The organism is Microbacterium sp. ABRD28, from assembly GCF_003850245.1.
Lineage (GTDB): Bacteria > Actinomycetota > Actinomycetes > Actinomycetales > Microbacteriaceae > Microbacterium.
Window position 1 is genome coordinate 2,197,169 of the sequence record NZ_CP031015.1, and the last position, 13,141, is coordinate 2,210,309.

At 69.4% G+C, this 13,141-nt stretch carries 10 protein-coding genes and 2 tRNA genes; 3 read left to right on the forward strand and 9 right to left on the reverse strand.

What is annotated here, in order from left to right:
• Window positions 1-113: 113 nt before the first annotated feature.
• Both tig and DT073_RS10600 read right to left on the reverse strand, forming a co-directional pair.
• The gene (tig, locus tag DT073_RS10595; protein WP_124293360.1) at window positions 114-1,547 is read right to left on the reverse strand and encodes a trigger factor; all 1,434 of its coding nucleotides are present in this window, start codon (window positions 1,545-1,547) and stop codon (window positions 114-116) included.
• 70 nt (window positions 1,548-1,617) lie between these two features.
• Window positions 1,618-1,694: transfer RNA gene (locus DT073_RS10600), tRNA-Pro, on the reverse strand.
• Between the two features lie 128 nt (window positions 1,695-1,822).
• On the opposite strand from DT073_RS10600, the gene DT073_RS10605 reads away from it, so the two are divergent.
• Window positions 1,823-1,896: transfer RNA gene (locus DT073_RS10605), tRNA-Gly, on the forward strand.
• Between the two features lie 6 nt (window positions 1,897-1,902).
• On the opposite strand, the gene DT073_RS10610 is transcribed toward DT073_RS10605, so the two are convergent.
• On the reverse strand, window positions 1,903-2,454 hold the full coding sequence (locus tag DT073_RS10610) for a gamma carbonic anhydrase family protein (protein WP_124293361.1): 552 nt from the start codon (window positions 2,452-2,454) through the stop codon (window positions 1,903-1,905).
• A gap of 32 nt (window positions 2,455-2,486) precedes the next feature.
• On the reverse strand, window positions 2,487-4,622 hold the full coding sequence (locus tag DT073_RS10615) for an acyltransferase family protein (RefSeq protein ID WP_124293362.1): 2,136 nt from the start codon (window positions 4,620-4,622) through the stop codon (window positions 2,487-2,489).
• Window positions 4,623-4,775: 153 nt separating this feature from the next.
• On the opposite strand from DT073_RS10615, the gene DT073_RS10620 reads away from it, so the two are divergent.
• A complete protein-coding gene (locus tag DT073_RS10620; protein WP_124293363.1) occupies window positions 4,776-5,261 on the forward strand; it encodes a Dps family protein in 486 nt (161 codons plus the stop codon).
• Window positions 5,262-5,350: 89 nt separating this feature from the next.
• Here DT073_RS10620 and DT073_RS10625 read toward each other — a convergent pair whose 3' ends face one another.
• From DT073_RS10625 to DT073_RS10645, 5 genes are all read right to left on the reverse strand, one after another.
• Window positions 5,351-6,856 carry an amidohydrolase gene (locus DT073_RS10625; RefSeq protein ID WP_124293364.1) on the reverse strand — a complete coding sequence of 502 codons (1,506 nt, stop codon included), beginning with the start codon at window positions 6,854-6,856 and terminating at the stop codon, window positions 5,351-5,353.
• Window positions 6,853-7,500: an FMN-binding negative transcriptional regulator gene (locus DT073_RS10630; RefSeq protein ID WP_124293365.1), complete on the reverse strand. Its 648-nt coding sequence runs from the start codon at window positions 7,498-7,500 to the stop codon at window positions 6,853-6,855. The genes DT073_RS10625 and DT073_RS10630 overlap by 4 nt, the downstream gene beginning before the upstream one ends.
• Before the next feature lie 65 nt (window positions 7,501-7,565).
• Window positions 7,566-8,567 (reverse strand): Fpg/Nei family DNA glycosylase, encoded by a 1,002-nt coding sequence (locus tag DT073_RS10635; protein WP_124293366.1) that lies wholly within the window; start codon window positions 8,565-8,567, stop codon window positions 7,566-7,568.
• Window positions 8,568-8,572: 5 nt separating this feature from the next.
• Window positions 8,573-9,133 carry a ribose-5-phosphate isomerase gene (locus DT073_RS10640; protein WP_124293367.1) on the reverse strand — a complete coding sequence of 187 codons (561 nt, stop codon included), beginning with the start codon at window positions 9,131-9,133 and terminating at the stop codon, window positions 8,573-8,575.
• Window positions 9,134-9,204: 71 nt separating this feature from the next.
• Window positions 9,205-10,410, reverse strand: a complete 1,206-nt coding sequence (locus DT073_RS10645; RefSeq protein ID WP_205782926.1) for a ferrochelatase — start codon at window positions 10,408-10,410, stop codon at window positions 9,205-9,207.
• A 121-nt stretch (window positions 10,411-10,531) separates the two neighbouring features.
• Between DT073_RS10645 and pepN the strand changes: the two genes are divergently transcribed.
• Window positions 10,532-13,078, forward strand: coding sequence for an aminopeptidase N (gene pepN / locus DT073_RS10650; RefSeq protein ID WP_124293369.1), 2,547 nt, complete (start codon window positions 10,532-10,534; stop codon window positions 13,076-13,078).
• The last annotated feature ends 63 nt before the right edge of the window (window positions 13,079-13,141 follow it).

Below are 13,141 nucleotides of genomic sequence, written 5' to 3' on the forward strand. Positions count from 1 at the left end.
TTCGCCGTCGGCAGATCGAGCGCGTCGCGCCTGCGCCGAGCCGGCGTCGCCGGACAGACGAGTGAGGGACGGATGCCGCGGCATCCGTCCCTCACTCCTGTCGGCGTGTGCGCTTACTCGGCGGCGTCGGCCTTCTTCGCGCGGCTCTTGCGAGCGGGCTTCTTGGGGGCCTCGGCCTCCTCGGCGGCGATGACCTCATCGGCCTCGGCGGCGGCGTCAGCGATGTCCTCGGCCTCTTCGACCACCTCGTCCTCGGCGGTCTCCTCGTCCTCGAGCGCGACGAAGCCGGTCAGGTCGACCGTCTTGCCGTTGGTGTCGACGACGGTGACCTTGCCGAGAGCGACCGCGAGGGCCTTGTTGCGGGCGACCTCGCCGACCATGGCCGGGAGCTGGTTGCCCTGCTGCAGTGCGTTGATGAAGTCCTGCGGCGACATGCCGTACTGCGCCGACGACTGGATCAGGTACTGGGTGAGCTCGTCCTGCGAGACCTGCACCTCGTACTTCTCCACGATGGCATCCAGCAGCATCTGGGTGCGGAACTGCTTCTCGCTGGCCTCGGTGACCTCGGCACGGTGGACATCGTCCTCGAGACGACCCTCGCCCTCGAGGTGGTTGTGCACCTCGTCCTCGATGAGCTGCTGCGGCACGGGGATCTCGGCGCCGGCCAGGAGCGTCTCGATGAGCTTGTCGCGGGCCGCAGACCCCTGGGTGAAGACCGACTGCTCGCCGGCACGCTCGCGAAGGCTGTCGCGCAGTTCGGCGATCGTGTCGAACTCCGACGCCATCTGCGCGAAGTCGTCGTCCGCCTCGGGAAGCTCCCGCTCCTTGACCGCCTTGACGGTCACGGCGACCTCGGCCTCCTGGCCGGCGTTGTCGCCGCCGATCAGCGTGGAGCGGAAGGTCGTCTCCTCGCCTGCGGTCAGCGAGTCCACGGCCTCGTCGATGCCTTCGAGCAGCTCGCCCGAGCCGACCTCGTACGACACGCCATCTGCACGATCGACCTCGTTGCCGTCGATCGTGGCGACGAGGTCGAGCTCGACGAAGTCGCCGGTGGCGGCCGGGCGGTCCACGGTCACCAGGGTGCCGAAGCGCGAGCGCAGCTTGTCGAGCTCGGCGTCCACAGCCGACTCGTCGACCTCGACGGCGTCGACCTCGATGGTCGTGCCCTCGAAGTCAGGAAGGTCGAACTCGGGCCGGACATCGACCTCGACGTCGACCAGCAGGTCGCCGCTGAAGTCCTTGGCGTCGGGCCACTCCACGACGTCGGCGCTCGGGCGACCCATGACGCGGATCTCGCTGGCGGTGACAGCCTCGCGATAGAACGCATCGAGCCCTTCGCTGACGGCGTGCTCGAGCACCGCGGTGCGCCCGACGCGCTGGTCGATGATCGGTGCGGGCACCTTCCCCTTGCGGAAGCCGGGGATCTGCACGTCCTGGGCGATGTGCTCGTAGGCGTGCGTGATGCTGGGCTTCAGCTCTTCGGGGCTGACCGCGATACGGAGCTTCACGCGAGTCGGGCTCAGCTTCTCGACGGTGGTGGTGACCATGCCTTGTGTCTCTCCTCGTCTGCCACCGCACGCGGACGCGTGGGCGTAGGTCTTCGTGATGGGGGGCCGATGGTCGGGGCGACAGGATTTGAACCTGCGGCCTCCCGCTCCCAAAGCGGGCGCTCTACCAAGCTGAGCTACGCCCCGGGCGGGTGCGCACGCACGCGTGCGCCGATCGGGCCTGTTGCAGTCTAGCCGACACTCCCGGAAGCCTCATCGACAGGACCCACCTCGCGCGTCCCCTAGACTGGAGGAACCGCGGATCTCTCCGCCGCGGGGATGTAGCTCAATGGTAGAGCCTCAGTCTTCCAAACTGATGGTGCGGGTTCGATTCCCGTCATCCCCTCCATGGCCCTCAGAGGCCGCTCTCGCCGATCGATTCGGCCGCCCGGTGCGTCTCCAGGTGCTGCAGGTAGATCGCCGCGTTCCGCCGGATGGCCTCGCGCTCCTCCTCCGTGAGGGGCCTGCGCACCTGGGCGGGCACGCCCGCCACGAGCGACCCGGGCGGCACCACCGTGCCCTGCAGCACGACGGCCCCGGCCGCGACGAGGCATCCTGCGCCGATCTCCGCGCCCGAGAGCACCACGCTCCCCATCCCGATGAGCGAGCCGTCGCCGATCGAGCATCCGTGCACGACCGCGTTGTGACCGACCGACACGTTCGCCCCCAGCACCACCGCGTGGTCGGCGTCGACGTGCACCGAGACGTTGTCCTGCAGATTGCTGCCCGGGCCGATGGTGATCGGAGCGCTGTCCCCGCGCACCACCGCGTTGTACCAGACGCTCGCGCCCTCCCCCAGCGTCACGGCGCCGATCACCCGCGCGCCCGCGGCGACGAACGCCGAATCAGGCAGCGACGGGCGCCGGTCGCCGAGGGAGAGGACGGATGCCGCGGGGTCGATGCTCATGCCAGGGAGCCTAGACGTCCTCGGGTCCGGGGTCAGCGAGCGGCGAGGGCGTCGCGAATGGCCGCTTCGTACCAGGGTTCGAGGGTGTCGGCGAAGGTGACCGTCAGGTGGTCCTGGTCGCGGTAGACGTTGGCTCCGCCCACCACGGGGCGACACACCTCGTCGTCGCAGAAGACATCGGTGAAGTCCAGCAGGGTGACCCCGGCCATCCCCTCCGCCGCCTCGCGCAGCGGGTCGTCCGCAACGAGCACGTCGGCGCGCGGCCCGTCGCACTCGGAGGCGTCACGCGTGCGCAGGCATTTGTTCGGATCGGTCTCCCACACCGGGTTGTCCACCACCGTCACCACCGGTGTGCCGCGATCGATCACCTCGCTCCACGCCTCGCGGTAGCCCGCGACCGCGGCGTCGCGGGACGAATCGAACCCGTCCGAGGCGTACGGGGTCGTCGCGAGGGCGGAGGTGAAGACGACATCGATCTCCCGGTCGGCGAGGGCGGAGGTGACGCCCTCGCGCCAGTCGGTGCACGCCGCACCGAAAGCGCCAGGCGTCGACAGGGGTGTGGTGTTCCAGGGGCACGCCCCCTTGAAGAAGGTCGTCAGGTGCCAGCCGTTGCGCTGCGCCATCCGCTCGAACGTGGGCAGGAGCTGGAAGGCGTGGCTATCGCCGATGAGGGCCACGCGCGGGGCGTCGTCGGCGTCGGAGCCGAACTCGCAGGACACCGGGCGGGAATCGTTCAGCTGCACGAAGCATTGATCGTCGGATGGTCGATCGGCCCCCGCGAAGCCCGGCGCCGGCAGGATCGTGTCGGGCGTCGCGGAGTCATCGCACGTCGGATCGAGGATCGATGCCGCACCGAAGCACTCCGGCGGGTTCTCACGCAGTTCCGCGAGGGCCCGCACACCGGCGTTGTAGGCGGGTGCGTTCACGGCCCAGGCGGCGCCCGCGGTGCTCGCCACCAGGAGCATCGCCGCCAGCGACGCCCAGAGGGTGACCCGCGGCGGGCGTGAGGTCAGCACCTTCCAGCTGCGGAAGGGATCCTCGACGAAGGTCTTCGTCAGCCACGCGAGGACGAAGCAGAGCGCGAGCAGGGCGACGCGATGGTAGATCGTCAGTCCCCAGAACGGCACCGACGGCGCGATGATGATGAGCGGCCAGTGCCAGAGGTACAGCGAGTAGGAGATCCCCCCGATGAACTGCGCGGGACGCACCGAGAGCACACGGGTCGGGTACCACCAGCGGTCGGTGTTCGACGCCGCGATGATCAGGCCCGCGCCGAGCGTGGGCACAAGGGCGGCGTACCCGGGGAAGGGGGTCTGTCCGTCGTAGGCGAAGGTCGCCCAGAGGAGGGCGGCGATCCCCACCCAGCCCGCCACGAAGCTCGCCCCCGCGGAGCGCAGCCGCAGCAGCGGGACGAGCGCGATGAGGGCACCGACACCGAACTGCCACATCCGACCGAAGGTCACGAAGTAGGCCGGCGCGGGGTCGGTGATGGTGAAGACGACGCAGAAGACGAAGGATGCCGCCGAGACGACCGCCAGCACCGCGATGACGCTCCGGCGCACCGTGCCGCGCGCCCACTTCACCGCCGCCCACGCAGCGAGGAGCATCAGCAGCGGCCAGATGACGTAGAACTGCTCCTCGAGCGAGAGCGACCAGTAGTGCTGGACGGTGGTGGGGTCGCCGCCGTTGTTGAGATAGTCCGCAGACGTGATCGCGAGGTACCAGTTCTCGACGTAGAAGGTCGATGCGAGGATCTCGCGCACCTCGTTCGGCAATGCCGAGGTCGGGGTGAGGTACGGGGTCATCGCGACCAGCGCGCAGAAGAGCAGCACGAGCAGGGATGCGGGAAGAAGTCGCCGAGCGCGTCTCGCCCAGAACTGGCCTAGACGTACGGTGCCGGTGGCGGTGAGTTCCCGCATCAGGTGCGAGGTGATGAGGAAGCCCGAGATGACGAAGAAGATGTCCACGCCGATATAGCCGCCGGGGAAGCGCCCCGGCCAGAAGTGGTAGAGCACCACGCACAGCACGGCGATGGCGCGGAGCCCCTGCACGTGAGGAAGGAAGCGGGCAGGTTCGGCGTGCTCGGGTGAGCCCTGTGTGCGACGGCTGCGTCGCCCTTCGGCGTCGCCGGGCAGGCGCGGCTCGAGGGCGGGATCAGCGGATGGCACGGTAAGACGGTAACCCCTGACGGCAGCCGGCTTGCTCAGCGACCTGCCAGTGTGACGGGTTAGCGGAGCCTTCTCTTGCTTGCGGAATAGGGGGCGCGCACTAGCGTTGGGTTCACTGGACCGCCGCGTGGCGGTTCGAAGGGAGCCGACAGAATGACCGACATTCAGACCACCCCCGCCACCGCCGCCGATCCCACGGTCGCCGCCGGCTCGGCGCAGTTCCTCACCCCGGTCGTGCTGGGACTGCAGGCTCTGGCCGTGAACGGCAAGCAGGCGCACTGGAACGTGCGGGGGGCGAACTTCATCGCCATTCACGAACTCCTCGATCAGATCGTCGACCACGCCCGGCAGGCAGCTGACGACGCTGCGGAGCGGATCGTCGCGCTCGGGCTTCCGATCGACGCCCGCACGTCGACCATCGCTCAGAAGGTCGCGCCCACCGCGGTTCCCGCCGGGTTCACCCCGTGGCAGGAGATCGTCCGCGACATGATCGCCGACATGGACGCCGTGATCGTCGATGTCAAGACCGCGATCGAGGGGCTCGACGAGGTCGATCTCACCAGTCAGGACGTGGCACTGGCCATCATGCAGACGCTCGAGAAGGACCGCTGGTTCCTCTTCGCACACCTCGCCGAGTGACCTCGCTCGCATGACGACGAAGGGCCCCGAATCCTCTCCGGAGGAATCGGGGCCCTTCGTCGACACCGGCGGTGCGCCCGCCTGCGCGCTCAGGTCAGATGGGTCAGCCGACCCGCGAGAAGCGTCGCTGCGACCGTCATCTCGCGCAGCTCGCTCTCCGTCGCGGCGAGCGGGTCGCTGTCGCACAGCACCAGATCACCCGGGGAGCCGGGGCGGATCGTCGCCGGATCGGTCGAACCACCCCTCGTGGACGCCGCCAACGCCGTGTGCGGGTCCAGGGCCTGCTCGGGCCGCCAGGCCGGGCGACCTCCTCGGGTACGGTGCACCGCGGCAGCCAGCGCGGCCCACGGATCCAGGGGTGAGACCGGGGCGTCCGATCCGAACAGCAGGGTGGCGCCGGCGTCGGCGAGGGCGCGAAGCGGATAGGGAGTGGCGGTCTGCGCCGCCCAGATCTCGTCGGTGAGGTCCCGGTCGTCGACCGCGTGCTCGGGCTGCACACTCGCACCGACGCCGAGCCGCGCGAACCTCGGGATGTCCGATGCGCCCACGAGCTGCGCATGCTCGATGGTGCCGGTCGCTCCGCTGAGCGCGAAGGCGTCCAGGGCGTGGGAGTTGGCGACATCCCCGATCGCATGGATGGCACACGACAGGCCCGCCGCGGTCGCCCGGGTCATCATCTCGACCAGCGCGGCCGGTGCGACGGTGAGCATCCCGCGATCGTCGGAAGAGCCGGCGTACGGGTGCGAGCACGCGGCGGTGCGAGTCCCGAGCGAGCCGTCGGTGATGACTTTGACAGGCCCGACGTGGACGAGGTCGGATCCTCCGCGGACGGGATCACCCGTGCGAAGGCCTGCGGCGATCGCGCGATCGAGGTGTTCGGGGTAGATGCCGAACGACACCCGCAGCGTGTCGAATCCGCCCGCCACACGCCGAACCCACGCATCCTCGTTCCAGGCCATGTCGAGATCCACCAGGCCGACGACGCCTCGACCGGCCGCGCGGCGTGCCATCGCCGCGACGAGGGCGTCGGCGTGCGCGGCAGGGACGGCGTTCAGCCGGCGCGACACCTCGAACGCGGGGGCCTCCCGCAGGATGCCGCTGTCGTCGGCCGACAACGCCTCCCGGCGCAGCGCGGCGGAGTTGAGCCACACGCTGTGGACGTCGGCGTTGATCAGGTAGGTGGGGACGTCTCCGGTGTGCTCGTCCAGCAGCGCCACACTCGGCGAGTCCGCCCACAGCGCGTCGCGGAAGCCGACCCCGACCCGTCGGCCGTCGGCGAGGACCGGCGACCCCGCCACGCGGCGTGCGGCCTCCACCGCGGTGGTCGCATCGACGACCGAGACCCGTTCTGAGGCGAGGGCCCACTGCGTGACGTGCACGTGATGATCCCAGAGCCCCGGGAGGAGGAATCGTCCGTCGGCCTCGAGCACCGACCCCGCCGGACGGATGACGCCCGTCGGTGCGATGTCGACGATCGCGCCGTCCGAGAGGAAGACATCGACGCGGTCGTCAGCATCGGCGACCGGCAGAAGCTCGCGGCCAGGACCGCGGACCCGGGCGCCTCGGATGACGGCGACCTGCTCGCCGACGTTCACGCGATCCCTCCGGCATCGGCTCGCGCCTGCAGCGCGCGCTCCATCTCTGCGGCGAGGGCGGGATTGTGGTGCGGGCCCTCGTGGACGAGGCCGTCGATCACGGCGCGGACGACCTCGGCCGGCTTGTTCTGGCTGAGCTTGCGCTTGGCCACGATGCGGGTGGGTGTCAGCCGGAACCCCACGGTGCCGCGCTCGAGCCGTTCGACGAAGGCGGCGTCGTTCGGCCGCTCCCACAGGAGTCGGGGCGCGGGCATTCCGCCCTCGAAGCGGGCGACGAGCCGGTCGAGGACCCGGAGGTTCTCACAGGCATCGAGGATCTCGGGGACACCCGTGAGGTGGACGGAGGAGAAGTTCCACGTGGGAACCGATGGCGTGTCGCCGTACCACCCTGGCGAGACGTACCCGTGAGGCCCCTGGATCACGACGAGCAGCTCGCGCGTGCCCAGACCGTGGATGAGGTCATCCGGCTTGCCCACATGACCGACGATGGTGAGGTCGTCACGGTCGTCGTCGAGCAGCACGACGTAGTGCGAGGCGACCAGCCCCTCGTCGCCGGCGCTCACGATCGTCGCCCACGGATTGAGGTCGACCAGGCGACGCAGCTCTGCGACATCCGTCATCGCGAAGCTCGGATTCTGACGCATGGTCCCAGCCTAGGACGAGCGCGCGGATCGCCCCGTCGTGCCCGATCGTCGGGTGACGACGCCGGTCACGCCTGACAGGACGGGCACCAGTAGAGCTTGCGCGAGGCCGCCTCCTCCACCACGACGGAGGTGCCGCAGACTCGACAGGGCAGTCCCGCTCGCCCGTAGACCCAGTGCCGGTGCTCGCGGCGGGCCATCGCACTGCGCCGCTCCTTCGCGGTGAGCCCATCGCGCGTCATCATCTGGCCCGTCTCGACGCCGATGACCAGGAGCCGCGACCAGTCGCGCCAGATCTCGCGCACCGTCTCCTCGGGAACCTCTCGGCCCGGCGTGTGGGGGTTGAGCCTCGCCCGGAACAACAGCTCCGCGCGGTAGACGTTGCCGATCCCGCTGACCACGCTCTGATCCATCAGCAGGAGTCCGATGGGCGTCACGGTGCGCCGCACGCGCGCGACGAACCGCTCCTCCCCCTCGCGCGCGTCGTCGACGAGCGGATCGGGCCCGAGCTTCGCCAGGGACTGCTCCACCTCATCGGGCGTCTGGATGACGCACGCGGTCGGTCCCCGCAGATCCGCGCAGGTGAGGTCGGTGAGCAACCGCAACCGCACCTGGCCGCGCACCGGGGGCGGCCACTCCTCGGAATCGGCTTCCCCCGGGAGACCCGTGGTCTGCTCCGACATCCGCACGCGGCCGCGCGCGCGGCGAGGGGCGCCGATCGAGGTCAGGGAGTTCTCCCCGGCCGCATCAAGGATCGCCTCCGGCGGCGTCCCGCGCTGATTGGTCTGGCCCATCCGACCGTTCGACGCGGCGATCGTCGGATCGGAGACGATCTCGCCGGCGAAGTCCCATGCGCCGTACAGACCGAGGTGCACGCGCAGCCACAGGTCGCCGTCGAAGGCGACGAACATCTGCTTCCCGACCGCCCGGGATTCACGCGCTTCGCGCCCGTCGATGAGTGCCGCGCCCTCGGCGAAGCGTCCCTGAGGACTCGATGCCGTCACCGTTCGCCCGACGAAGTTCTGCGCGATCTGTCGGGCGATGCGGTGGACGGAATGGCCCTCGGGCACCGGTGTCAGCCGGCCTCGGGATCGAAAGAGCTGGTCTCGTCGGCCAGGACATCGGCCTGTGCAGCACCGGTCGCGGTTCCGGTCGCTCGTGGGTCGGGGGCGAGGCTCCCGTCTGCCTCGAAGGCCGCGATCTGCGCGATGCGACGCTCATGCCGCTCCTCACGCGAGAACGGCGTCGCGATGAAGCGGTCGATGAACGCCGATGCCTCGTCGAAGGTGTGCTGGCGGGCACCGATCGCGATCACGTTGGCGTCGTTGTGCTCGCGCGCGAGTTCAGCTGTCGCGATGCTCCACACCAGCGCGGCGCGGATGCCCGCGACCTTGTTCGCGGCGATCTGCTCGCCGTTGCCCGATCCTCCGAAGACCACGCCGAGCGACTCCAGACCCGCGGCCTGGTCTCGCACGACGGCCTGCGCCGCCCGTATGCAGAAGGCCGGATAGTCATCGAGCGCGTCGTACTCGATCGGACCGTGATCGATGACCTGATGCCCCTGCGCGGCGAGATGGTGCTGCAGCTGCGTGGAGAACTCGAGACCGGCGTGGTCGGTGGCGATGTGGATGCGCATGGCCTTCATCCTAGGGAGGCGGAAACGGGCGGATCGGACGGAACGGCGCCGCTCCTCGCGGCGCCTGCGACCTACGGCGCGATGCCCGACGCCGCCGGCTTGAAGCCCGCCCGCACGTTCTCGCAGCAACCCGGTCGACACACATCGAACCACGGCCCCAGATCGGTACGATGCGGCCGATCCGCTGCGGGGGTGCCCTTCAGCCGCTCCTCGATGAGGTCGACCAGCCCACGCACATAAGCCGGATCGATCCCCGGCGTCTGCGTCCGCACGGCACGCAGACCCGCCTCCTCCGCAGCCTCCATCGCCTCGGTGTCGAGATCCCACATGACCTCCATGTGGTCGCTGACGAACCCGAGCGGAACGATCACCACCGCCTGCGCTCCGACCTCGGGAAGCCCTTCGATGACGTCGACGACGTCCGGCTCCAGCCAGGGCTGGGTCGGCGGGCCCGATCGGGACTGGTAGACGAGCTGCCACGGCACGCCGGCGGCCGCCGGGATCTCCGCGGCGATGTCGGCCATCACGACCTCGGCGACCGCGAGGTGCTGCGCTTCGTAGGCACCCCCCGGACCGAAGTCGCGGTCCCGGGGGCCGGACCGCTCGGCATCGGCGGTGGGGATGCTGTGCGTGGAGAACAGCACGTGGATCCGCGACGGGTCGATTCCGTCATCGAGCAGGCCCGAGATCGCGCCATGCACTCCGTCGACGAACGGCCGGACGAATCCGGGGTGGTCGAAGAACTGGCGCACCTTGTCGATGGTCACGGTGTCGCCCAGGCCCGTCTCGTTCAGAGCCCGTGCGAAGTCCTCGCGGTACTGCCGGCAGCTCGAGAACGAGCTGTACGCGCTCGTGGCGAGTCCCAGAAGGGTCGTGTGTCCGGCGTCAGCGGCCTGACGCACGGCCTCGTCGAGGTACGGCGCCCAGTTCCGGTTGCCCCAGTACACGGGCAGGTCGATCCCGCGGGAGGCGAGCTCCGTTTCGAGAGCGGCCTTCAACGCGCGATTCTGCGCATTGATGGGGCTGACGCCACCGAAGTGACGGTAATGGTGGGCGACCTCCTCGAGGCGCTCGTCGGGGATCCCCCGTCCGCGGGTGACATTGCGGAGGAAGGGGATGACATCGTCCTGTCCCTCGGGGCCGCCGAAGCCGGCGAGGAGCACGGCGTCGTAGGCGACGGGGGTCTCGACGTGCGGCGCTCCCGAAGCGGCGGCCGGGGAGGCGAACAGAACCGTGGGGGTGTCGGAGCTGGTGTCCTGGGGGGCGAGTTCGGTCACCCTGCCATCCTCGCATCGCGCGACGGCACTGGCGCCGGGCGTAGGCTGGTGCAGTTGTCAGCGGTGCCGGTGCCACAGGGCCGCGCCGCTCCGTCTACCCCCAGACCCCGGGAGAACAGCCGTGCCAGGAGAGAACCTCACCCGCCTCGAGGCCCAGGAGCGTCGAGCCGTCGTCGACACCGACTCCTACCAGGTCGATCTCGATCTCACTCGGGGTGCGGAGATCTTCGGTTCGCGAACGGTCGTCCGCTTCCGGGGGCAGCCGGGAAGTTCGACCTTCATCGACCTGATCGCCCGCGATGTCCGCGAGATCACGCTGAACGGCCGGTCGATCGATCCCGCCACGGCCTTCGCCGATTCCCGCATCGCGCTCGACGGTCTCGCCGAGGACAACGAGCTGGTCATCGACGCCGACTGCGTCTACACCAACACCGGTGAGGGGCTTCACCGCTTCGTCGATCCCGTCGACGGCGAGGTCTACCTCTATTCGCAATTCGAGGTTCCCGACTCCCGGCGCATGTTCGCCGTCTTCGAGCAGCCCGACCTGAAAGCGACCTTCCGCTTCACCGTGACGGCTCCCGAGGCCTGGGAAGTCGTCTCCAACTCCCCGACGCCCGAGCCGGCCCGGCACGGCGACGGGACGGCGACCTGGGATTTCGAGCCGACGCCCCGCATCTCCTCGTACATCACCGCCCTCATCGCCGGGCCCTACGAGAAGACCTTCTCCGAGCTGACCAGCGCCTCGGGTCGGGTCATCCCCCTCGGCGTCTACGCTCGCAAAAGCCTGTGGAACCACCTCGACGCCGACTACGTCTTCGACAAGACGCGTCAGGGCTTCGCCTACTTCGAGGAAAAGTTCGACTACCCCTACCCGTTCGCCAAGTACGACCAGCTGTTCGTTCCGGAGTTCAACGCCGGCGCCATGGAGAACGCGGGAGCGGTGACCTTCACCGAGACCTACGTGTTCCGCAGCAAGGTGACCGACGCCGTCCGGGAGCGTCGCGTGGTCACCATCCTCCATGAGCTCGCCCACATGTGGTTCGGCGACCTCGTCACGATGAAGTGGTGGAACGACCTCTGGCTGAACGAATCGTTCGCCGAGTGGGCCTCCACCATCGCCACCGCCGAGGCGACCGAATGGACAGAGGCGTGGACGACCTTCAACGCCATGGAGAAGACCTGGGCGTACCGCCAGGATCAGCTCCCGTCCACCCACCCGGTCGTCGCCGAGATCAACGACCTCGAGGACGTCCAGGTCAACTTCGACGGCATCACCTACGCCAAGGGGGGCTCGGTTCTCAAGCAGCTCGCTGCGTGGGTCGGGATCGAGGCGTTCTTCGCCGGGGTCGCGGCCTACTTCATGAAGCACGAGTGGTCCAACACCGAGCTGTCGGACCTGCTGACCGAGCTCGAGGCCACGAGCGGTCGCGAGCTCACCACCTGGTCGAAGAAGTGGCTCGAGACGGCCGGGGTGAACACCCTCTCCCCCGTCATCGACGAATCCCCCGACGGGACGATCCGTCGATTCGCGATCATCCAGACAGCTCCGGCGGACTACCCCACGATCCGCCCCCACCGTCTCGGCGTCGGCTTCTACACCCTCCAGGACGGCGCTCTGGTGCGCACCCACGCGGTGGAGCTGGACGTCGACGGCGACCGCACCGAGGTGCCGGAACTGGCGGGCCTCGTCCGCCCCGACCTGGTGCTGCTCAACGACGGAGACCTCGCCTACGCCAAGATCCGCCTGGACGAGCGTTCCCTTCAGACCGCCATCGACCACCTCGCGGGGATCGCCGACCCGCTCGCCCGATCGCTGGTGTGGGGCGCCGCATGGGATCAGACGCGCGATGCCGAGGCTTCGGCCACCGACTACGTCGATCTGGTGCTGCGCAACATCGCCTCCGAGACCGAATCGACAACGGTGCGCACGACCCTGGCACAGCTGCTCCTGGCCTCCAGCTCGTACGTCACCCCCGAGAAGCGGGATGACACCCGCCGTCGCGTCGCCGGACACCTGTGGGCTCTCGCGCAGAACGCCCCGGCCGGCAGCGACAGCCAGCTGCAGTTCGTCACCGCCTTCGCGGCGGCGGCCTGCACTCAGGAGCAGTGGGCGGCGGTGAAGAGCCTCCGCGACGGCGACGTGGTCCTCGACGGTCTGCAGATCGACACCGACCTCTCGTGGCAGCTGCTGGTCTCCCTCGCCGCCGGCGGGATCGCCTCGATCGGCGACATCGAGACCGCTCTGGCCGCGGACAACACCGCCAAGGGTGGTGAGTTCGCCGCCCAGGCCCGCGCCGCGCTGCCCTTCCCCGAGGCCAAACGCGCCGCATGGGCGTCGCTGGTCGACCGTGACGACCTTCCCAACACCGTGGTCCGATCCGCTTCCCTCGGATTCGTCAACCCCGCCGGCCGCGACCTGCTCGCCGACTACGTGCAGCCGTATTTCGACATGCTGCTGCCGGTCTGGGAGTCGCGCACCTACAAGATCGCGGAGTACCTCATCGCGGGGCTCTATCCCGCCCCGCTGGCGAACACGGCGCTCCGCGACGCCACCCGCGCGTGGCTCGCGGAGCACGCGGACGCACCGGCCGCCCTTCGCCGACTGGTGCAGGAGAACCTCGCCGGCGTCGAGCGCGCGTTGGCAGTGCAGGAGCGCGACGCGCAGTAAGCAGCATCCCTTCCGCTCGCGGCCCTCAGGAGATCCTGGGGGCCGCGTCGTTAGGATCTGAGA